The sequence below is a fragment of the Roseateles sp. L2-2 genome (assembly GCF_050613215.1).
GTDB classification, from domain to species: Bacteria; Pseudomonadota; Gammaproteobacteria; order Burkholderiales; family Burkholderiaceae_C; genus Roseateles; species Roseateles noduli.
The window spans coordinates 6035223-6055606 of record NZ_CP192509.1 but is presented as its reverse complement, the minus strand read 5'-3'; the positions used below and the strand labels follow the sequence as shown (position 1 = coordinate 6055606).

Here is a 20384-nt window from a genome sequence, read left to right as displayed (position 1 = left end):
CGGCGGCGAGCTGCTCTGACCCCGTTGAAATGGCGCTCCCAGCGATTTGCGGACATCCCGCGGGGTAGCGATGGCGGCGTCGCATCGCTGTTGCTGAACGAGGCTTTCTAGGAAATCCAATGACTGGCCCTGGAGCGAGGGACGGCCACCCCTCCGCTTCATCCCCCCTTTTCTGCAGTCTGTCGCCCCCCGCTGGGGGAGCGCGGGGTGGCTTGCTATGGTGTGCTACATCAGCAACACACCGGCGCTTCGGCGCCCCGCGTCATGCACAGCTGGAACGATCAAGCGCCGATCTATCAGCAGCTCGCCGACCGTCTGGCGTCGCAGCTGCTCGACGGCGATCCCCCCGAAGGCGAGGCGCTCCCCTCCGTGCGCACCCTCGCCAGCCAGTACCTCATCAACCCGCTGACCGTCAGCCGCGCGCTGCAGGCCCTCGTGGACGAGGGCCTCGTCGAGAGCCGCCGCGGCGTGGGCATGTACGTCCGCGACGGCGCTCGGATCCGCTTGCTGCACACCGAGCGGGAGCAGTTCCTCCAGGAGGAATGGCCCCGGTTGCGGGAGAAACTTCGCCGCCTGGGCCTCAAGCCCCAGGACCTGAATTGGGAGGACGCATGAAGACGCTCATCGAGGCCAGCCATCTGAGCCTGAACTACGGCCGCAAGGCCGCCCTGCAGGACCTGTCCTTCACCATCCCCGCCGGCCGCGTCGTCGGGCTGCTCGGCCACAACGGCGCCGGCAAGACCACGCTGATGAAGACGCTCGTCGGACTCAAGCGCGCCGAAGGCGAGCTCCGCGTGCTCGGCCTGGATCCCCATGCGGACCGCGCCCAGCTCCTGACCTCCCTCTGCTACATCCCCGACGTCGCCGTGCTGCCGCGATGGGCCAAGGTCTCCGAGCTGATCCGGCTCATGTCCGGCCTGCAGCCCGCCTTCTCCGCCGACCGCGCCCGGCAACTGCTCAAGCGCACCTCGGTCACCGAGAACGACAAGGTCAAGCACCTCTCCAAGGGCATGGTCACCCAGCTGCACCTCGCGCTGATCGCCGCCATCGACGCCAAGCTCATGATCCTCGACGAGCCGACGCTCGGCCTGGACGTGATGTCGCGCAAGAGCTTCTACGAGATGCTCATCGACGAATGGTGCGACGGCGAGCGCTCGGTGCTCATCTCCACCCACCAGGTCGAGGAAGTCGAGACGCTGCTGTCCGACGTGCTCATGCTCGACGAAGGCAAGCTGGTGCTGAACATCTCGCTGGCGGAGATGGACGAGCGCTTCGTCGCGCTGTCCCATGACCCCGACGCCGCCGAGCTGGTCGCCGCCAACCACCCGCTGCTGCGCTACCGCGTGCAGGGCCGGCCCGCCGCGCTGTTCGACGGCGTGCCGCCCGACGCCGTCGCGCATCTGGGCCAGCGCGTGCGACCCAGCCTCGTCGACCTCTTCATGGCGCTGACCCGCAAGCCGGAGCGCCAGGCCACCGAGGCCTGACCGGCCGATCGGACACACCGCGACCTACAGCGACGTACAGCGACCCTCTTCAAAGGATCACCCCATGACGCTCTTCAATACGCTGCTCCTGCGCGAGTGGCTGCAATACAAGCGGGCCTGGATCGGCCTGGTGCTGGCGCCCGTGCTGGTGCTGCTGGCCCTGGTGCCGTTCAGCCAGGTCGACGGCATCGACGTGCCCAGCCCGGAACCGGTCGCATTGATCGCCGGCCTGCTGACCGTCGGCCTGGTGCTGGCGCTCGCGTTGGCCGTCTCGGTCTATCAACTGATGGGCCTGGCCCGGCGCGACCAGCAGGACCGCTCGATCGAGTTCTGGTCCTCGCTGCCCGGCAGCCATGCGGCCAGCATCGGCGCGCCCATCGTCGCCCACGGCATCCTCGTGCCCGTCGTCGCCACGCTGCTGGCGCTGGTCGGCGGCGCGATCGTCGGCTCCGCCATGGCGTTCAAGGAATTCGGCTTCGCCGCACTGCAGCAGACGCAGTGGGCGGCGCTGTTCCAGGCCACCGTCTGGCTCGGCCTGCGCCTGGCCGTCGGGCTGGTGCTCGCAGCGCTGTGGCTGTCGCCCATCGTGCTCGCGCTGATGGCCGCCTCCGCCTGGCTCAAGCGCTGGGGCGCGCCGCTGCTCGTCATCGGCGTCTCGGCCTTCCTCAACATCTACAAGAACGAACCCGCCGCCGAGGCGCTGCGCAGCGCGCTGATCACGCAGGTGGCCGGCGTCGGACGCTCGCTGGTCCAGACAGGGACGAAATTGGTCATCGACTCTGACAAAGAAGGTCACCTCAACCTGCAGGACTTCTTCGACATGCTCTACCGCTTCCCGGATTACGCCCGGGAAGGACTGCCCCAGGTCCTGCAGGCCGCCTGGCATCCGCAGTTCATCGGCGGGCTGATGGTCGCGGGCCTGTGCTTCTGGCTGCTGGTCCTGCAGCGCAAGCGCAGCCTCTGAATGAAAGAAGGCGCTCCCGGGGGAGCGCCCTTCAACTCGTGATCAGGACAAGGATGAGCCGGTGGTCAGGCGGCTCGGCCCCGATCAGGAGGTGGTCAAGCGAGGGGCGTCGCGGAGATCGGCGCCTGCACCTGGCGCAGATCGCCTTCGGCATGATCCAGCCAGGCCATCGCGGCCAGCAGCACGAGAACGCCGACGACCGCGCCTAGCACGGGCAGCAGCAGGCGGCGCCAGCGGTGAGCGGCGATGGGCGGTTGCGAAGGTGGCGCGGCGCCGTGGAGGCGGGCAGGGGCTTTCATGGCGGAACTCCTGTGAGAAGCGAGATCGCGGACGAGATCGCGGGAGATCGCCGCCAGGCTCAGGGCAGCACGGCGCCCAGGCCCCACAGCAGCGTCGGATAGACCGCGCCCCAGGCGACCGCGAGGATCGCGAGGGCCTTCATGCCGATGAAGATCGGCGGGACATGCTTGGAGGTGACGGCAGGCTTCGACATGGTGCGCTCCTTGAGCTGGCAGCTCATGGTTTGCAAACGGCGTGCCAGCTCGGCGCGTTGACGGCCTCGACCGCCTAAAACATGACGTTACTCACGCGCCACGAGGCTGACATGGACCGCTCACGCGTCCATGACGGATCGTGCGACGTCCCCGATGCGCCTCAGGCGCTCCGGTCCACCCGCAGCGCCAGCAGCACCGACGTGTGCGTCTTGATCACACCCTCGATGTCGCCGATCTCGTCGAGCAGCGCATCCAGCCTCGCCGTGCTGTCGGCGCGCAACGTCGCCATGTAGTCGAACTCGCCGCTGACCGACGCCAGCTGCCGCAACTCCGGCAGCCGCGAGAGCAGCTTCACCACCTCGCGCCCCGCGCGCGGCTGCACCGTGATGCCGACGAAAGCCTGCACGCCACGCTCCACCGCCTCGCCGCCCAGACGCACGGTGTAGCCGGCGATCAGGCCGTCCGCCTCCAGCCGCGCCAGCCGCGCCACCACGGTGGTGCGGGCCACGCCCAACTTGCGTGCGAGGTCCGCGGTGCTTTCGCGCGCATTCGCCTGCAGCAGCGCGATCAGCGCGCGATCGGTCTGGTCGCGCAAGGTCGCCGGCGAGACGGCCGGCGATCCGGTCGGCGATTGCGGCGCGGCTGCGGCGGTCGATGCGGGCGAGGTCTTCCTGGCGTTCATGAGCGGGGCCTTCGAAGGGCTGTGACGGAGTTCTCGGGATAAACCCTCGTTTTCGCCGGAATGGCGGATCCGGCTGACGGATCGTCAGTATCGAGGTGTTTTTCGTCGAACTCGTGCTTTCTTTCGTCAGCGCAGGTCGGGACACTGCCCGCATCGCATCTGAAACCTCATCCGCACAGGATCACAAGGAGTACGACATGAAAGTGGCACTGCTGGGCGCCGGACACATCGGCCAGACCATCGCTCGACTGCTGCAGGGCAGCGGCGACTACCAGGTCACCGTGATCGACAAGAACGACACCGCGCTGAAACTGCTGGCCGGCCAGGGTCTGGCGACGAAGACCGTCGACACCGAGGACAAGGCCCAGCTTGCCGCCGCGCTGCGCGGCAACGACGTGGTCGTGAACGCGCTGCCGTACCACCTGGCCATCACCGCCGCGCACATGGCGCTGGAAGCCGGCTGCCACTACTTCGACCTGACCGAGGACGTGGCCGCGACCAAGGAGATCAAGCGCATCGCCGAAGGCGCGAAGACCGCGTTCATGCCGCAGTGCGGCCTGGCCCCCGGCTTCATCGGCATCGTCGCGCACCACCTGGCCAAGAGCTTCGACTCGCTGAGCGACGTGAAGATGCGCGTCGGCGCGCTGCCGGCCTTCCCCACCAACGCGCTGAAGTACAACCTGACCTGGTCCGTCGACGGCCTGATCAACGAGTACTGCCATCCCTGCGAAGCCATCCACGACGGCGCTTCCATCGCCGCGCTGCCGCTGGAAGGCCTGGAGCACTTCTCGCTGGACGGCACGGAGTACGAGGCCTTCAACACCTCCGGCGGCCTGGGCACGCTGTGCGAGACCTGGGAGAACAAGGTCCGCAACCTGGACTACAAGACCGTCCGCTATCCGGGCCACCGCGACCTGATGATGTTCCTGCTGGACGACCTGGCGCTGAAGAACGATCAGGAGAAGCTCAAGGACATCATGCGCAAGAGCATGCCGGCGACCATGCAGGACGTGGTCCTGGTGTTCGTGACCGTCTCGGGCATGAAGAACGGCGTGCTGATGCAGGAAGTCTTCGCCCGCAAGATCTTCGCCGAGCGCGACGGTGCGCAGCCGCTGTCGGCCATCCAGATCACCACCGCCGCCGGCATCTGCGCCGCGGTCGACCTGTTCCGCGAAGGCAAGCTGCCGCAGTCGGGCTTCGTCCGTCAGGAAGAAGTCGCGCTGCCGGACTTCCTCGCGAACCGCTTCGGCAAGGCTTATCAACAGAGCCGCCAAGTGGAATCGATCGGCTGAAGGAGAATCCCGCGATGACTTCCACCACCACCGACCTGCTGGCCGCCCTGGGCGTGCCGGCCGCCGCCGTCACCGGCGGTTCCATGACCGTCCGCAGCCCCATCGACGGCGCCGTGATCGGCGCGGTCCATGAGGCCAAGGCCGCCGACATGACCGCCGCGATCGCCAACGCGCAGCAGGCCTTCCTGGCCTGGCGCACGGTGCCGGCGCCCAAGCGCGGCGAGCTGGTGCGCCTGTTCGGCGAGGAGCTGCGCGCCAACAAGGCGGCACTGGCCCGCCTGGTCTCGCTGGAAGCCGGCAAGGTGACCAGCGAGGGCGAAGGCGAAGTGCAGGAGATGATCGACATCTGCGATTTCGCCGTCGGCCTGTCGCGCCAGCTGCACGGCCTGACGATCGCCAGCGAGCGTCCCGGCCACCGCATGATGGAGCAGTACCTGCCGCTGGGCGTGGTGGGCATCATCTCGGCGTTCAACTTCCCCGTGGCGGTGTGGGCGTGGAACTCGGCGCTCGCGCTGGTCTGCGGCGACACCTGCATCTGGAAGCCCAGCGAGAAGACCCCGCTGACGGCGCTCGCCACGCAGGCGCTGTTCGAGAAGGCGGTCGCCCGCTATGAAGGCGCGCCGAAGTTCCTGTCGCAGGTGCTCATCGGCGGCGCCGGTGTCGGCGAAGCCATGGTCGACGACACGCGCGTCGCGCTGGTCTCCGCGACCGGCTCGACCCGCATGGGTCGTGCGGTCGGCCCGCGCGTCGCGGCGCGCTTCGGCCGTTGCCTGCTGGAGCTGGGCGGCAACAACGCGATCGTCGTCACGCCGAGCGCGGACCTGGACCTCGCCGTGCGCGGCATCCTGTTCGGCGCCTACGGCACGGCCGGCCAGCGTTGCACGACGACGCGCCGCGTGATCGCGCATGAATCGATCCATGACGAGCTCGTCGCCCGCCTGGACCGCGCCCGCGCGCAGCTGAAGATCGGCAGCCCCGTCGAACCCGGCAACCTGATCGGTCCGCTGATCGACAAGGCCGCCTTCGACGCGATGCAAGCGGCCCTGGCCGCCGCGCGCGAGCAGGGCGGCGAGGTCAGCGGCGGCGAACGCGCCCTCGCGTCCCAGTACCCGGAAGCGTTCTACGCGGTGCCGGCGCTGGTCCGCATGCCGGCGCAGTCGGCCATCGTGAAGCACGAGACCTTCGCCCCCATCCTGTACACGCTGAAGTACAAGACGCTGGACGAGGCGATCGCGCTGCAGAACGACGTGCCTCAGGGCCTGTCCTCGGCAATCTTCACCAACGACATCCGCGAGGCCGAGACCTTCGTCAGCGCCAGCGGGTCCGATTGCGGCATCGCCAACGTGAACATCGGCACCTCGGGCGCGGAGATCGGCGGCGCCTTCGGCGGCGAGAAGGAGACCGGCGGCGGCCGCGAATCCGGCTCGGACGCGTGGAAGGCCTACATGCGCCGCACGACCAACACCGTCAACTACTCGCGCGAGCTGCCGCTGGCGCAGGGCGTGAAGTTCGATGTCTGAGCGGACCGCTGAACTGAAGGCGTTGACGGCGCTCAACGCCAAGGTCGCGGCGGCGGTGGACAGCGGGCTGTTCCAGCTGCTGTGCGGCGCGCTCGGCGACGAGGCGGCCCGCGCCGCCTTCGCGCGCGTGCAGGTCGTGCCAGCGCTGCTGCGTCCGGCCGGCGAGCGCGTGTCGCGCGCCGAGATGGCGCAGGCGCTGAACATGGCGCTGTTCCTCGACGTGACCGACCGCGTGCCGATGGCGGCGGCCTATGTCGCCGACCTGCAGCGCGACGGGCAGCAGCTGGTCTTCGACCACGGCGCGCTGCGCACGGTGGCGTGGCCGTCCGGCGCGCTGCCGCCGGGCGAGGCCGCGATCACGCGCGTGTTGAGACCGTTGGGCTTCACGATGGCGGCGACCTATCCGCTGCCGCGTCTGAAGATGACCGGCCGCGCCTGGCGTCACGCCGACTTCCCGGAAGACATCGCCCAGTTCTTCGTGTCGGAACTGCATCCGGAGCGTTTCTCCGGCAGCTTCCAGGGCGCGGTGACGCGGGTGCTGTCGACCTCGCAGGACCCGCTGACGCCGGGCGACCTGGCGCTGCTGGAACACCTGGCGCGCGACGGCGATCTGCCGGCCGCGGCCGCGGCGGCGCTGTTGCCGAAGCTGGTCGGCTGTTTCGCCCGGCAGCATGCGCTGTTCGAGGCCGACGACTACCAGCTCCTGCTCGCCGAATCGGCCGAGATGGCCTGGATCGCGACCGAGGGCAACGCCTTCAACCATGCGACCGACCGTGTCGCCGACATCGAATCCGTCGTCGCGGCGCAGCGTGCGCTCGACCGGCCGGTGAAGGACTCGATCGAGACCTCGGCGACCGGGCGCGTGCGCCAGACCGCGTTCAAGGCGGCGCGCGTGATGCGCGAGTTCCTCGATCGCGGCCAGCGCGTGATGCTCGAAGTGCCGGGCAGCTTCCACGAATTCATCCAGCGCGCGCCGCTCGATGAATCTGGCGCGCTGGACCTGGCCTTCGATGCGGGCAACGCGACCGGCATCTTCAAGATGACGGCCGGCGCCGCCAAGGACGCCGACACCACCGGCGAGGCCGCGGCGTGCTGAGTTTCCAGGCCGGCGGTTTCCTCGCGGAAGCGATCGCCGTCTGCGGCGAAGCCTTCGTGCAGGTGGGCACGGACATCGAGCCGCGCTTCCTGCAACCCGCTCGCTACGCCGCGGGGCGGGCGGCCGCGCTCGTGCGCCCGGGCAGTCGCGATGAAGCAGCACGGGTGCTGGCGCTCGCGGCGGCCAGCGGGCTGCGTGTGGTGGTGCAGGGCGCGCATACCGGCCTGGTCCGCGCGGGCACGCCGGACGACGCGAACGGCGAGGTGCTGCTCAGCACCGAACGGCTGCGCGAGGTCTTCGAACTCGACCTGCTCGACCGCACGCTGCGCGTGTCGTCGGGCTTCCGGCTGTCGGAGATCAACGAGCGGCTGGAGCCGCACGGGCTGTGGTTCCCGGTCGACCTGAGCGCCGATCCGTCGATCGGCGGCATGGTGGCGCACAACACCGGCGGGACGCGGATGCTGCGCTACGGCGACGTGCGCGCCAATACGCTGGCGCTGGAAGTCGTGCTGGCGGAACCGGCGGGTCAGGTCTTGCGCCTGGGGCAGGGACTGCAGAAGGACAACTCGGCGCTGGCGCTGGGGCAGCTCTTCATCGGCTCGTCGGGCAGCCTGGGGCTGGTCAGCGAAGTCACGATCAGGCTCGCGCCCCTGCCGCGTCAGCGGGCCGTGGCGCTGGTGGCGCCGTCGTCTCTGACGGACGTGTTCCCGCTCTACGCCGACGTGATGCAGCGCTGGGGCGGGCTGGTGTCCGCCTTCGAAGGCATCAGCCGGGCAGCGCTGGAAGCCGGCTTGCACGGTCAGGACGTTGCGCGGTGGTTCGAAGGACAACTGCCGGACTACGCGATGCTCATCGAGCTCAGCAGCGAACTGCCCGTGGATCAGCTCGCGCTGACCGGACTGCTGCAGGGCTGGCTAGAAACCGAATTCGAATCCGGACGCGTGCGGGACGCGGTGCTCGACGCCGACGAGGCGATCTGGGGCCTGCGCCATCGCATCAGCGAAGGCCTGCGGGTGCAGGGCAAGGTGATCGGTCTCGATCTCTCGCTGCCGCGCCGGCACTTCATGGCCTTCCGCGAACGCGGTGCGGCCTGGCTGGCGGAGCGTTTCCCGCAGGTGCGGCTGGCCGACTTCGGCCACCTCGGCGACGGCGGGATGCACTTCAACATGGTGTGGCCGGCGACAGCCGGGACGCTGACGTCGGAGCAAGAGCTGACCCTGCGTGAAGGCCTGTACGCGCTGGTCGCGGAGCTCGGCGGATCGATCAGCGCGGAGCACGGCGTCGGGCCTCAACTCCAGGAGGCGTACCGGGCTCACTGGGAGCGGGTGGAGCCGGCGATGCTGGATTGGGCGAGAAGAGTACAGATGTTGTGGGATCCGCACACGCGTCTCGGGAAAGTGAATTGGGGCGGCTGAATCGCTTGCCTGATTCCAAAACCGTGCTAAAGTCCAATTCTTCGCTGCACACAGCAGTCAAACGCAAGAGCGGCGAAGACAAATCCTGAAAGCCCAGGTGGCGGAATTGGTAGACGCACTAGTTTCAGGTACTAGCGGGTAACTCCGTGGAGGTTCGAGTCCTCTCCTGGGCACCAAATCTGAAAAGCCGGCTTCCAGCCGGCTTTTCTCATTGGCGCTCCGGATTCGCACTCTCCCGCAGGGAACGTGTCCGTATGGCAAAGTCGGGCGAGCATTTCGGATCTCTATGCCGCCACGTAAACCCGCCACCATCATCGACGTCGCCCGCGAATCGGGGGTCTCCATCAAGACGGTATCCCGGGTGTTGAACCAGGAGCCGGGGGTCCATGCCGACACCCGTGAGGCGGTGTTGAAGGTCGTTGCCGACCTCAAGTACCGTCCCAAGCAATCGGCTCGCAGCCTCGCCGGCGGGCGGTCTTTCCTGATCGGCCTGCTGTACTACGACCCGTCGGCGGCCTTCGTCGGTGGCGTCCAGCAGGGTGCGACGCTGCGCTGCCGCGAAGCGGGATATCACCTCGTCGTCGAGTCCCTCCACAACGACGCTCCTGACCTCGCCATGCAGGTCGACCGCATGGTCTCCGCGCTGCGACCCGACGGCATGATCCTGACCCCGCCGCTGTGCGACAACCCGCAGGTGCTCTCCGCCTTGCGTGAGGGCCAGACGCCGTGCGTCCTGATCTCCCCGGCCGCCGACGAGCCCGACCACCCGAGCGTCCGCATGGACGACGTGCACGCGGCGGAGGAGATCACCAACCTGCTGATCAGCCTCGGCCACACGCGCATCGCGATCATCAAGGGCGCGAAGGAGCAGGTCGCGTCCAAGCGTCGCTACCAGGGCTACCTGGCCGCGTTGAAGGCGCACAAGCTGCCGCTGGACAAGGACCTGGTGGTGCAGGGCGACTTCACCTTCGACACCGGCGTCGACGCTGCCTATCAACTGCTGAGCCGACGCCAGCGCCCAACCGCGGTCTTCGCGAGCAACGACGACATGGCGCTCGGCGTGCTGGCTGCGGCGCAGCGTCTCGGCCTGGCCGTCCCGGGCGACCTCTCGATCGCCGGCTTCGACGACACGCCCGCTGCCGCGCGCGTGTGGCCGCCGCTGACGACGGTCCGCCAGCCCATGGACGACATGGCGCGTGCCGCCGTCGACCTGCTGATCGGCACGCCGCGCGATGCCGACCCCGAGGTCGGCGCCGAAGAGGCCGCCAAACCCAAGCACCGCGTCCTGCCGCACGAACTGGTCGTGCGTGATTCCACCGCGGTGCTCGGCACCAAGGCTGCGCCGCGCCTCAAGAAGGCCTGAGCGCCTGCTGGCCGGGCTCAGGCGGCGCGCTTGCCTGTCCGTGCGAGGAGTTGCTCGATCAACACCCGATGCGGCGGCAGATCCCTCAACGCATGCGCGCCGAGCTGCGCGATCGTCGCAAACTCCTTCCGGGCCTCCTCGCTGCGCATCAGCGCGGCGGCGCCCGTCCCGAGCTGCGTCTCGAACTCCATCCCGTAGAGCACGTACTGCCAGCTCGCCGGCAGGTACATCTCGACGTCGGTGATGAAGTCCAGGCGCTGCGGCGGCCGGCAGCGCCACATCGCGAGCTTCTCCTTCAGCGTGTCGGTGAACGACGCCGGATCCGCGTTCTCGCGCCAGAACGCCGTGTCCGTGCGCTGTGTCAGTCCGTAGTGCAGCTTGATGAAGTCGACGATGCGCGCGTAGCGCTCCTGCATGAACGCGTTGAAGTGCTTCGCCACCGGTGCCGTGTCGCCGTTGAACGGGAACAGCTGCCCGATCAGGTACGCCGCGGTCTCGATGAGCCCGATCCCCGACGACTCCAGCGGCTCCAGGAAACCGCCTGACAGCCCGACCGCCACGCAGTTCTTCACCCACTGCGTCTCGCGATAGCCGATGTTGAGCGCGAGCTTGCGCGGCGTCAGCGCATCAGACGCCGGGCCGATGTAGCGGCGCAGGGCGCGTTCCGCCTCCGCGTCGTCGCAATGCCGGCTGCTGTACACGTGCCCGATGCCGCGCCGCTCCTGCAGCCCGATGTCCCAGATCCAGCCGTGCTCCTGCGCGCTCGCGATCGTGTACGACGCGATCGGTGCGTCGGGCCGCGCATACGGCACCTGCATCGCCAGCGCGCTGTCGACGAAGAGCACGTCGCGCATCGACTTGAACGGCGAACCGAGCGCCTCGCCGATCAGTCGCGCGCGGAAGCCGCTGCAATCGACATAGAGCCCGGCCGTCAAGGTGCCGGCCTCCTTCGTGTGGACGGCGGCGATCGCGCCCTGTTCATCGAGATCCACGCGATCCACCGTCGCGATCACGCGCTTCACGCCGAGCGCCTGCCCATGCTCCGCGAGCAGCGCCGCGAAGCGTCCCGCATCGAAGTGATACGCGTAGTTCAACGGCCCGAGGAAGTCCCCGTCGCTCGCGCGCTTCGGACCGTGCCGCGCATCCGCCACGGCTTTCTGCAGCGTCACCGCCTCGGCGAATGCGCGTCCCTTGCCGGCGTCGCCCATCAGCCAGTACGGCAGTAGCTCCGGCGCGCCGGGGCGCTGGCTGGGTTGACTGAACGGATGGAAGTAGTGATCCGCGCCTGCGGCCCCCGGCGGCCGCACCCAGTGCTCGAACCGGATGCCCTGCTTGTACGTCGCGGAGCAGGCCTCGAGGAACTCCGCCTCGCCGATGCCGATCGCCGACAGCGTCCCGCGGATCGAAGGGAAGGTGCCTTCGCCCACGCCGATGATGCCGATGTCGCTGGACTCCACCAGCGTGATGCGGACGCCGCCGTGCGCGGTGCCGAGCTGCCGCGCGAGGAACGCGGCGGTCAGCCAGCCGGCCGTGCCGCCGCCAACGATGAGGATGTCCTGGATGGGCTGCATGCGTGTGTCTCCTGCTCGGGTCGGGTCTGTTGTCGCGGCCCGATCTGACGTCGGATCCGGATCCTGCGATCTACGGGTAAATGATAGTGAGCAAAATGACAACGATGTCAATCGAAGCGTTGACAACGTTGTCATGCGTTGCCTACGATGTACTCAAATTACAAGAACAAGACCCGGAACAGAGCTTCGCATCGAGAGCCCACCAGGAGACAACATGACTGACCGCCTCATCCGCCGGCCGCGCCTCGGCCTTTCCACGCCTGTCCAGATCGCGGTGCTCGCGCTGCTGGCCGGCGCCGCCCACGCCCAATCGACCGAAGCCCCCGCGCCGGCGCCGCAGGCTGAAACCGGCACCACCGCCGCCACGTCGTCGACCGACGGCAAGGAGAACAAGGCGCTGCCTCAAGTCGTCGTCACGGCGACCAAACGCGCCACGTCGCTGCAGAAGACCCCGATCGCGGTGACCGCGATCAGCGCGTCGACCATCGACGACGCCCACGTCAAGAGCATGCTCGACGTGTTCAACCTCGTGCCCAGCATGCAGGGCACGGGGCAGGGCGACCACGGCATCGTGAGCATCACGCTGCGCGGCATCGGCAACGACTCCGCCAAGACCGAATACGCCGACCCCGAGGTCGCGCTGTTCGTCGACGGCGTCTTCGCGCCGCGTCCGGAAGGCGCCGCGACCATGCTGTTCGACCTCGACGGCATCGAAGTGCTGCGCGGCCCGCAGGGCACGCTGTGGGGACGCAACTCCACCGTCGGCACCATCAACATGAAGACGGCCAAGCCGGTGCTGAAGGACAACTCCGGCTACGTCGAACTCGGCACCGGCACCTACAACCGCCTGGGCGCCAAGGGCGCGATCAACATCCCGCTGGGCGACACGCTCGCGGCGCGCGTGGCCTTCATCCACGAGCAGCACGACGGCTACGTCGACTACCAGAAGCCGACGCAGTACACGATCGCCCAGCAGCAGGCCGCCTACAACGCGGGCAACACGGCCGGCACCTTCCCGCCGTTCCAGCCGATCAACTACAACCTGTTCACCACCGGCGGACCGAAGTACAACGCGCAGGACCAGACCGCCGCGCGTTTGAGCTTCCTGTGGCAGCCGATCAAGGCATTCCGCTGGGACGTGTCGGTGGAGCAGTTCGCCGACCGCGGCACGCCGGCGATGAGCCTGATGCAGACGCCGCGTGAAGGCCAGAAGTTCTGGTCCGCGCTGATCGACACGGCGCCGTCGCTCAAGCGCGACTCCACCTCGATCCGCAGCCGCGCGGAGTACGACATGGGCGGCATGTCGCTGGCCTACGTCGCGGGCTACACCCACTTCAAGGGATCGGGCACCTACGACCAGGACCTGGGCGTGCAGATGCCGACCAGCTTCACGACGGGCGCCAACCACCAGGAAGACAACACCGTCTGGACCAGCTACCGCAGCCAGAGCCATGAACTGACGCTGCAGAGCACGGCCAAGCAGACCATCGACTGGGTGCTGGGCCTGTACTACGCGGCCGAGGACAACGGCATCCGCTTCGACATCCCGATCATGAACGGGACGCAGCAGGGCACGGTGAGCTGGCAGGGCTCGTTCATCCAGCCCAAGGAGACGGTCGATTCCAAGGCGGCCTTCGGCCAGGCGACCTGGAACCTGACCGACGCCTTCCACGTCACCGGCGGCCTGCGCTACACGCACGACGACCGCAAGAACATCGGCGGCCGCGGCTGGACCTGGAACGGCGACCCCACCGCGCCGCAGATCCCGCTGAACCCGACCATCGATCCGACCGATCCGGCCAACGGCTACGTCGCGGGCAACATCAACGACGCCCATTACAAGGGCAGCAAGACGACCTGGCTGGCGCGCGCCACCTACGACATCGACAAGAGCTCGATGGCCTACGGCAGCGTGTCCACCGGCTACAAGTCCGGCGGCACCGGCGACGGCGGCCTGCCCTACGGCCCGGAGACGCTCACCAACTACGAGGTCGGCTACAAGACCTCGCTGCTGGACGGACGCATGACTTTCAACGTCAGCGCGTACCACATGAAGTTCAAGGACTTCCAGTTCAGCGCGCCGGTGATCGTCAACGGCAACCGCCAGTTCGCCTACTCCAACGCCGAAGGCGCGAAGGTGTCCGGCGTCGAGCTGGAAACGGCCTGGATGATCACCAACGACGACAAGCTGATGCTGTCGGCCTCGTACACCAAGACCAAGCTCGGTCAGCTGGTGGCGGCCTCCAACGACTACCAGCTGCCCGCCTGCACGGAACCGAACCTGACGGGCACCTGCCTGAATGTGACCGGCCACGAGCTGCCGCACGCCCCCAAGGTGGCGATCCAGCTGATGTACGAGCACGTCTTCCCGCTCGCCAACGGCGACCAGGTCGCGCCGCGCATCAGCTACCACTATCAGTCGGCCAACTGGCTGTCGGTCTTCAACCTGGGCGACGGCGACCGTCAGAAGGCGTACTCGACGGCGGACATCAGCGTGCGCTACACGTCGAAGAAGAACTGGTACGTCGACGGCTTCGTGCGCAACGTGTCGGACGAGAAGATCAAGACCAGCGCGGGCAGCGCGGTGAGCTTCGCCAATCCGGTGTGGACCGCGCAGTACGCGGCGCCTCGGACCTTCGGTCTGAACGCGGGCTACAACTTCTGACCGCTGTGCCCGATGTCCACCTGACCCGGCGATCGGCAGCGCGTGCGCTGCTGGTGGCCGGGGCGGCCGCCGCGCTTCCTGGCGCCTTCCCGGCCGCGGCCCAGGTGGCCCCGACGCGCGCACCGACCTCGGTGCTGCGCGTCGCCACATTCCCCGACCTCGACCGCGCCGCGATCGCGGCCGCGCCCCGCTGGCGCGCGCTGCATCCGGAGGTCGAGCTCAAGTTGCTGTCGATGCAATACGCGGATCACCACCTGTCGATGACGACGGCGTTGGCGACGGGCTCCGGCCTGCCCGACGTGATGGCGATCGACCTGCGCTACATCGGCAAGTTCGCCGGTTCGGGCGGCTTCGTCGACCTGAACCAGGCGCCGTTCAACGCCGCCGCGCATGCCGACGACTATGTCCGCTTCGCGATGGCGCAGGGCGTGGGCCCGAACGGCACGCAGGTCGCGATCCCCGCCGACATCGGCCCCGGCACGCTCATCTACCGCAAGGACCTGCTCGACAAGGCTGGCGTCAGCGAGGCGGAGATCACCCGCGATTGGGCCTCGTACCTGGCCGCGGGCGAGCGCATCCGCAAGACCACCGGCGCCTACCTGATGGCCGATGCCGCCGACCTGCGCGACATCGCGCTGCGCCAGGGGCTGCAGGACGGCGAAGGCCTCTACTTCGACGCGGAAGGTCGTGTGCTCGTCGAGTCCGCACGTTTCCGCCATGCCTTCGAACTCGGCCGCGCCGCGCGCCGCGCGGGCCTGGACGCCCGCGCGATCGCGTGGACCAACGACTGGGCGGCCGGCTTCAAGCAGGGCCGCATCGCGACGCAAATGATGGGCGCCTGGCTCGTCGGCCAGCTGCGCAACTGGATCGCGCCGCAGACGACCGGTCTGTGGCGCTCGGCGCCGCTGCCCGGCGGCGTGCAGGCGGCGTATGGCGGATCGTTCTATGCGATCCCGAAGAAGGCCGCCAACAAGACCGCCGCCTGGGATTTCATCCGCCTGATGACGGCCGACGCGCAGGTGCAACTGGAATCGCTCAAGGTGCTGGACAGCTTCCCCGCGATGCGCGCGGTGCTGCGCGATCCGGTGATGGACGAGCCGATCGACTTCCTCGGCGGACAACGCGCGCGCCAGCTGTGGCGCGAGACCGCGTCGCACATTCCTGCGATCCCGGTGAACCGGTTCGACGTGCTCGCCACGACCGTGATCCGCGACGAGTTCGAGCGCGTCATCTCCAAGGGCAAGGCCATCGCCGAAGCGCTGGCCGACGCGCGATACCTCATCGAGCGCCGCGCTCGCCGTCGCTGAGGTCCCACGCATGAACGCGCGCCCCTCCCCCTCGCTCGCCGGCACGCGCCCGTCCCGGCTGCGGTTGCCGGCGCTGCGGTCGCGTCGTCTCGCGCCCTACCTGTTCATCGCGCCGTTCTTCGCTCTGTTCCTGGTGTTCAGCCTGTTCCCGCTGGTCTTCTCGATCTACCTGTCGCTGCAGCAGTGGAATCCGGCCGAGGGCCTGCACACGATGCATTGGGTCGGGCTGGAGAACTACGGCTACGCGCTCACCGACCCGTGGTTCTGGGATGCGCTCTACAACACCGCCTGGTTCGCGCTGGTGGCCGGCGTGCCGCAGCATCTGGTGGCGCTGCCGCTGGCCTTCTTCATCCATCGGCGCTTTAAGCGCGGCCGGGACCTGATCGTCGGCGCGTACTTCGTCCCGTACATCACGTCGAGCGTGGCGATCGCGCTGATCTTCACGACGCTGTACTCGAAGGACTACGGCCTGATCAACGCCGCGCTGGCCGAGCTCACGCGCATTCCGTTCATCGGCAGCCCGCTGGCGTCGTTGACGGCGTTGAAGGACGGCGGCATCGACTGGCTGGGCGACGCCGATGTCACGCGACCCGCCGTGGCCTTCGTCGTGTTCTGGCGCTACCTGGGCTGGAACCTCGTGCTCTATCTGTCGGGCCTGCAGGTCATCGACAAGGACCTCTACGAGGCGGCGACGCTGGACGGCGCCACCGAATGGCAGCAGTTCTGGCACGTCACGCTGCCGCTGCTCAAGCCGATGATGTTCTTCGCGGTGACGCTGACCATCATCGGCAACCTGCAGCTGTTCGAGGAACCCTTCATCCTCGTCGACGGCGAGAAGGGCGTGTCCTCGTCGGTGATGACGACGGCGATCTTCATGTACCGGACGGCGTTCTCGGACGGCGACTTCGGCACCGCATCGGCGATGTCGTGGCTGATGTTCGTGCTCATCGCCGCGCTGACCTGGCTCAACGCGCGGCTGTTCGGCCGCGACCCGCGGGGCGCCCATGGCAAGCGCTGAACGCCCTGCGCGGGTCCGGTCGGCGTGGCCGGCACGACTGCTCGTGGCCGCGGGCGCAGTGTTGCTCGTGGCGCCGCTGTACTTCACCTTCGTGTTCGCGACGCACGGCCGCACGGAGATCTTCGACAACCCGCCGCCGCTGTGGTTCGGCGACGCGGCGGTTTCGAACCTGAGGCTGCTCGAAGAACGCCTGCCGTTCTGGCGCAACCTCGGCATGAGCCTGTACGTGGCCTCGATGACGACGGTGCTCAACCTGCTGCTGTGCTCGCTCGCCGGCTACGCCTTCGCGATCTACGAGTTCCGCTTCAAGGGCACGCTCTTCGCGATCGTGCTCGGTTCGATGATGCTGCCGGCTTTCATGCACATGATCCCGAGCTTCATGGTGATGGACGCGCTGGGCTGGATCGACGAGCCGCGCGCGCTCTACGTGCCGGCGGCGGCGAGCGCGCTGGGCATCTTCCTGATGCGGCAGTACATCGGCTCAGCCATCCCGCCCGACCTGATCGACGCCGCGCGCATCGACGGCTGCGGCGAGCTGCGCATCTTCTGGAGCATCGTGCTGCCGTTGCTGATGCCGGCGTTGGGCACGCTGGGCCTGATCACCTTCATCGCGAGCTGGAACAACTTCGTCGCGCCGCTGGTGGTGATGCGCTCGGCCGAGAACTACACGCTGCCGCTGGCGCTGCGTTCGATGCAGGCGCCCAACAACACCGAATGGGGCGCGCTGATGATCGGCAGCGCCATCGCGATGCTGCCCTTGCTGGTGGCGTACTTCTTCAGCGCCCGGCGGCTGGTCGCCGGGCTCACCTCGGGCGCCGTGCGCGGCTGACCGAACCGACGCCGGAAACGCCATGGCCACGACCGCACCAGCGAACTCTCCTGCGACCTCCGCCTCCGGCGCGATGTCCTCCACCTCTTCGACTCTTTCGATCCCTACGACCACGACTGCCACCACCATGCACGCGAACGACGCCAACCCCGCCGCAGACACCGCCACCTTCCAATCGCTGATCCAGTCGTTGCCCGCAGACTTCCAATGGGGCTCCGCCACCAGCGCCGCGCAGATCGAGGGCGCGGCCCGTGAGGAAGGGAAGGGCGAGTCGATCTGGGACCGCTTCTGCGCCCAGCCCGGCCGCATCAAGGACGCGTCCAACATCGACGTGGCCTGCGATCACTACCGCCGCTATCCGGAGGACGTGAAGCTGATGAAGTGGCTGGGCCTGGACGCCTACCGCTTCTCGTTCTCGTGGCCGCGGGTGCAGCCGCTGGGACGCGGCGCCTGGAACGAGGCCGGCTTCGCGTTCTACGACCGGCTGATCGACGAACTGCTCGCGGCCGGCATCAAGCCCAACGCGACGCTGTACCACTGGGATCTGCCGCAGGCGCTGGACGAGTCGATCGGCGGGCTGCTGTCGCGCGACGTGGTGCCGCTGTTCGCCGACTACGCCGCCGAGATCGCGCGCCGCTTCGGCGACCGCCTGTCGACGATCGCCACGCTGAACGAGCCGTGGTGCTCGGCGACGCTGGGCTACGAGACCGCGCAGTTCGCGCCGGGCCACACCAACCGCGCCGAGGCCTACCAGGTCTCGCACCACCTGCTGATGATGCACGGCGCCGCGATCCAGGCGATGCGCGCGGTGGGCTCGAAGGCGCAGCTCGGCATCGTGCTGAACCACACGCCGTCCTTCCCGGCCGACCCGCTCAGCGAGGACGACCGCCGCGCCGCGCGCATCGACGACGGCACCAACGTGCGCTGGTACATGGATCCGGTGTTCCGCGGCCAGTACCCGGCCGACATCGTCGAGCACCTGGGCGCCGACGCGCCGAAGATCCAGGACGGCGACCTTGCGCTGATCCAGCAGCCTCTGGACTTCCTGGGCATCAACTTCTACACGCGCAGCGTGCTCAACGGGCAGCAGCAGTTCGTGACGCCGCCGGGGGAACTCGGCTTCACCGACATGGGCTGGGAGATCTACCCGCAGGCGCTGACGCAGCATCTGCTGCGCATCACCCGCGAGTACACGCCGCCCCCGATCGTCATCACCGAGAACGGGATGGCGAATGCGGACAGCATCGTCGACGGCCGCGTGCCCGACGCGGCGCGCATCGCCTACCTGCGCGGCCACCTGGAGGCGCTGGCCCAGGCGGTGGCGCTGGGCGCCGACGTCCGCGGCTATTTCTACTGGAGCCTGCTGGACAACTTCGAGTGGAACTCGGGATACCTCAAGCGCTTCGGGCTGTTCCACGTCGACTACGCGTCGCAGGAGCGGCTGGCCAAGGACAGCGCGCACTGGTACCGCGATGCCATTGCGGCGTTCAAGGCCGGTCGTTGAGAGGCGCAGCGCTTGATGCGTTCAAGGGCACGTTGAGCGCGACGCGCTGAACACCGGCCGCGACGACGTCCGCCCTCGGGAGCCGATGGCGGGCTGTGGCAGCATCCGAGGCTTTTGCGGGCAGGCGACCAGCTTGCCCGGCGAAGTCCTGGAGCATCGGTGAAGGAAGAGAAGGCATGAGACAAGGCGCAAAGACGGCGCCGGCGCGTCTGCTGGCGGACGTGGGCGCGACGCACGTGCGTTTCGCCAGCCAGGGCGGCGCGGCGGATCCGCTGGAGCACGTGGCGCGGTATGTCTGCCGGGACTTCGACACGCTCGCGGACGCGATCTTCTATCACTTGCATCGCGAGGGCCTGCGGACGCCGCGCAGCTGCGCGATCGGCATCGCGACGGCGGTCACCGGCGATCACGTGCGGATGACCAACCACCACTGGAGCTTCTCCACGCGGGCGCTGCAATCGGCGCTAGGCGCGGAGCGGTTGCTGGTGATCAACGACTTCACTGCGCTGGCGCTGGCGTTGCCGACGATCGGACCGCAGTCGACGCGCAAGGTCGGCGGCGGCGAAGCCGTCGTCGGCGCGGCGCGAGGCTTGGTCGGCCCCGGCACGGGCCTGGGCGTTTCGGGACTGCTGCCGTCGGAGGACGGGACCTCGATGGTTGCCGTCGGCGGCGAAGGCGGCCATGCGACGCTCTCGTCCTACGAGCCTGAGGAGCGCGTCGTACTCGACCTGCTGCACCGTCGTTTCGGACACGTGTCGGCGGAACGCGCCGTGTCCGGGCCCGGGCTCGAAAACCTCTACACCGCGCTGGCGGAGCTTCGCGGGCTCAAGCTCGCGCCGGGCGAAGGCCGCAGCGCACACGCCATCACCACAGCGGCACTGGCGGGCGAGCAGTTCAGCAGCGACGTCCTGAGCATGTTCTGCGCGCTGCTCGGCGACATTGCCGGCCACGTCGCCCTCACGCTGGGCGCACGCGGCGGGCTCTACATCGGCGGCGGCATCGTGCCCCGCCTCGGCGAGTGGTTCGATCGCAGCCCGTTCCGGACGCGCTTCGAGACCTGCGGTCGTTTGACCTCGTATCTGCGCGCGATTCCGACCTTCGTGGTCCACGAGGCGGACCAGGCCCCGCTGCTCGGCGCCAGCCGGGCGCTGGATCGGGATGGGCTGACGCACTAAGAAAA

At 68.4% G+C, this 20384-nt stretch carries 18 protein-coding genes and 1 tRNA gene; 15 read left to right on the top strand and 4 right to left on the bottom strand.

Annotated elements, in window-relative coordinates; genetic code table 11:
* Positions 1-264 precede the first annotated feature (264 nt).
* From ACQZ13_RS26995 to ACQZ13_RS26985, 3 genes are all read left to right on the top strand, one after another.
* A complete protein-coding gene (locus ACQZ13_RS26995; protein ID WP_088407671.1) occupies positions 265-615 on the top strand; it encodes a GntR family transcriptional regulator in 351 nt (116 codons plus the stop codon).
* Positions 612-1484 (top strand): ABC transporter ATP-binding protein, encoded by an 873-nt coding sequence (locus tag ACQZ13_RS26990; protein ID WP_431048914.1) that lies wholly within the window; start codon positions 612-614, stop codon positions 1482-1484. Before ACQZ13_RS26995 ends, ACQZ13_RS26990 begins: the two co-directional genes overlap by 4 nt.
* 64 nt (positions 1485-1548) lie before the next feature.
* Positions 1549-2448 (top strand): hypothetical protein, encoded by a 900-nt coding sequence (locus ACQZ13_RS26985; protein ID WP_431048913.1) that lies wholly within the window; start codon positions 1549-1551, stop codon positions 2446-2448.
* A 95-nt stretch (positions 2449-2543) separates the two neighbouring features.
* Here ACQZ13_RS26985 and ACQZ13_RS26980 read toward each other — a convergent pair whose 3' ends face one another.
* The 3 genes from ACQZ13_RS26980 to ACQZ13_RS26970 all read right to left on the bottom strand — a co-directional run bounded on the left by ACQZ13_RS26980 (position 2544) and on the right by ACQZ13_RS26970 (position 3624).
* Positions 2544-2747, bottom strand: a complete 204-nt coding sequence (locus tag ACQZ13_RS26980) for a hypothetical protein (RefSeq protein WP_431048912.1) — start codon at positions 2745-2747, stop codon at positions 2544-2546.
* Between the two features lie 59 nt (positions 2748-2806).
* Positions 2807-2941 (bottom strand): hypothetical protein, encoded by a 135-nt coding sequence (locus ACQZ13_RS26975; RefSeq protein ID WP_431048911.1) that lies wholly within the window; start codon positions 2939-2941, stop codon positions 2807-2809.
* Positions 2942-3102: 161 nt separating this feature from the next.
* On the bottom strand, positions 3103-3624 hold the full coding sequence (locus ACQZ13_RS26970; protein WP_431048910.1) for an Lrp/AsnC family transcriptional regulator: 522 nt from the start codon (positions 3622-3624) through the stop codon (positions 3103-3105).
* A 197-nt stretch (positions 3625-3821) separates the two neighbouring features.
* Between ACQZ13_RS26970 and ACQZ13_RS26965 the strand changes: the two genes are divergently transcribed.
* The 6 genes from ACQZ13_RS26965 to ACQZ13_RS26940 all read left to right on the top strand — a co-directional run bounded on the left by ACQZ13_RS26965 (position 3822) and on the right by ACQZ13_RS26940 (position 10310).
* A complete protein-coding gene (locus ACQZ13_RS26965) occupies positions 3822-4916 on the top strand; it encodes a saccharopine dehydrogenase family protein (RefSeq protein ID WP_331614989.1) in 1095 nt (364 codons plus the stop codon).
* Positions 4917-4930: 14 nt separating this feature from the next.
* Complete coding sequence (gene amaB, locus ACQZ13_RS26960) at positions 4931-6436, top strand: L-piperidine-6-carboxylate dehydrogenase (protein WP_431048909.1); 1506 nt, start codon at positions 4931-4933, stop codon at positions 6434-6436.
* 184 nt (positions 6437-6620) lie between these two features.
* Entirely contained in the window at positions 6621-7532 is a 912-nt protein-coding gene (locus ACQZ13_RS26955) for a 2-oxoadipate dioxygenase/decarboxylase family protein (protein ID WP_431053409.1), read from the top strand.
* On the top strand, positions 7526-8947 hold the full coding sequence (locus ACQZ13_RS26950) for an FAD-binding oxidoreductase (RefSeq protein WP_431048908.1): 1422 nt from the start codon (positions 7526-7528) through the stop codon (positions 8945-8947). The genes ACQZ13_RS26955 and ACQZ13_RS26950 overlap by 7 nt, the downstream gene beginning before the upstream one ends.
* Before the next feature lie 91 nt (positions 8948-9038).
* Positions 9039-9123 (top strand) — tRNA-Leu (locus tag ACQZ13_RS26945).
* Between the two features lie 110 nt (positions 9124-9233).
* The gene (locus ACQZ13_RS26940; protein ID WP_431048907.1) at positions 9234-10310 is read left to right on the top strand and encodes a LacI family DNA-binding transcriptional regulator; all 1077 of its coding nucleotides are present in this window, start codon (positions 9234-9236) and stop codon (positions 10308-10310) included.
* Positions 10311-10327: 17 nt separating this feature from the next.
* Here the strand turns inward: ACQZ13_RS26940 and ACQZ13_RS26935 are convergent, their stop codons facing one another.
* Positions 10328-11881 (bottom strand): tryptophan halogenase family protein, encoded by a 1554-nt coding sequence (locus tag ACQZ13_RS26935; RefSeq protein ID WP_431048906.1) that lies wholly within the window; start codon positions 11879-11881, stop codon positions 10328-10330.
* A gap of 214 nt (positions 11882-12095) precedes the next feature.
* Between ACQZ13_RS26935 and ACQZ13_RS26930 the strand changes: the two genes are divergently transcribed.
* From ACQZ13_RS26930 to glk, 6 genes are all read left to right on the top strand, one after another.
* Positions 12096-14546 carry a TonB-dependent receptor gene (locus tag ACQZ13_RS26930; protein ID WP_431048905.1) on the top strand — a complete coding sequence of 817 codons (2451 nt, stop codon included), beginning with the start codon at positions 12096-12098 and terminating at the stop codon, positions 14544-14546.
* A 5-nt stretch (positions 14547-14551) separates the two neighbouring features.
* A complete protein-coding gene (locus tag ACQZ13_RS26925; RefSeq protein WP_431048904.1) occupies positions 14552-15853 on the top strand; it encodes an ABC transporter substrate-binding protein in 1302 nt (433 codons plus the stop codon).
* A 10-nt stretch (positions 15854-15863) separates the two neighbouring features.
* Positions 15864-16871 (top strand): carbohydrate ABC transporter permease, encoded by a 1008-nt coding sequence (locus ACQZ13_RS26920; RefSeq protein ID WP_431048903.1) that lies wholly within the window; start codon positions 15864-15866, stop codon positions 16869-16871.
* A 43-nt stretch (positions 16872-16914) separates the two neighbouring features.
* Complete coding sequence (locus ACQZ13_RS26915; RefSeq protein WP_431048902.1) at positions 16915-17700, top strand: carbohydrate ABC transporter permease; 786 nt, start codon at positions 16915-16917, stop codon at positions 17698-17700.
* Positions 17701-17827: 127 nt separating this feature from the next.
* Entirely contained in the window at positions 17828-19204 is a 1377-nt protein-coding gene (locus tag ACQZ13_RS26910) for a GH1 family beta-glucosidase (RefSeq protein ID WP_431048901.1), read from the top strand.
* Positions 19205-19380: 176 nt separating this feature from the next.
* Positions 19381-20379, top strand: a complete 999-nt coding sequence (gene glk, locus ACQZ13_RS26905; protein WP_431048900.1) for a glucokinase — start codon at positions 19381-19383, stop codon at positions 20377-20379.
* Positions 20380-20384 lie beyond the last annotated feature (5 nt).

Coding starts and splice junctions, on each gene's coding strand:
- ACQZ13_RS26955 (WP_431053409.1), top strand. CDS start 6,621: ATGGCGCAGGCGCTGAACATGGCGCTGTTCCTCGACGTGACCGACCGC.
- ACQZ13_RS26980 (WP_431048912.1), bottom strand. CDS start 2,747: ATGAAAGCCCCTGCCCGCCTCCACGGCGCCGCGCCACCTTCGCAACCG.
- ACQZ13_RS26975 (WP_431048911.1), bottom strand. CDS start 2,941: ATGTCGAAGCCTGCCGTCACCTCCAAGCATGTCCCGCCGATCTTCATC.
- amaB (WP_431048909.1), top strand. CDS start 4,931: ATGACTTCCACCACCACCGACCTGCTGGCCGCCCTGGGCGTGCCGGCC.
- ACQZ13_RS26910 (WP_431048901.1), top strand. CDS start 17,828: ATGCACGCGAACGACGCCAACCCCGCCGCAGACACCGCCACCTTCCAA.
- ACQZ13_RS26935 (WP_431048906.1), bottom strand. CDS start 11,881: ATGCAGCCCATCCAGGACATCCTCATCGTTGGCGGCGGCACGGCCGGC.
- ACQZ13_RS26970 (WP_431048910.1), bottom strand. CDS start 3,624: ATGAACGCCAGGAAGACCTCGCCCGCATCGACCGCCGCAGCCGCGCCG.
- ACQZ13_RS26995 (WP_088407671.1), top strand. CDS start 265: ATGCACAGCTGGAACGATCAAGCGCCGATCTATCAGCAGCTCGCCGAC.
- ACQZ13_RS26940 (WP_431048907.1), top strand. CDS start 9,234: ATGCCGCCACGTAAACCCGCCACCATCATCGACGTCGCCCGCGAATCG.
- ACQZ13_RS26990 (WP_431048914.1), top strand. CDS start 612: ATGAAGACGCTCATCGAGGCCAGCCATCTGAGCCTGAACTACGGCCGC.
- ACQZ13_RS26965 (WP_331614989.1), top strand. CDS start 3,822: ATGAAAGTGGCACTGCTGGGCGCCGGACACATCGGCCAGACCATCGCT.
- glk (WP_431048900.1), top strand. CDS start 19,381: ATGAGACAAGGCGCAAAGACGGCGCCGGCGCGTCTGCTGGCGGACGTG.
- ACQZ13_RS26930 (WP_431048905.1), top strand. CDS start 12,096: ATGACTGACCGCCTCATCCGCCGGCCGCGCCTCGGCCTTTCCACGCCT.
- ACQZ13_RS26985 (WP_431048913.1), top strand. CDS start 1,549: ATGACGCTCTTCAATACGCTGCTCCTGCGCGAGTGGCTGCAATACAAG.
- ACQZ13_RS26920 (WP_431048903.1), top strand. CDS start 15,864: ATGAACGCGCGCCCCTCCCCCTCGCTCGCCGGCACGCGCCCGTCCCGG.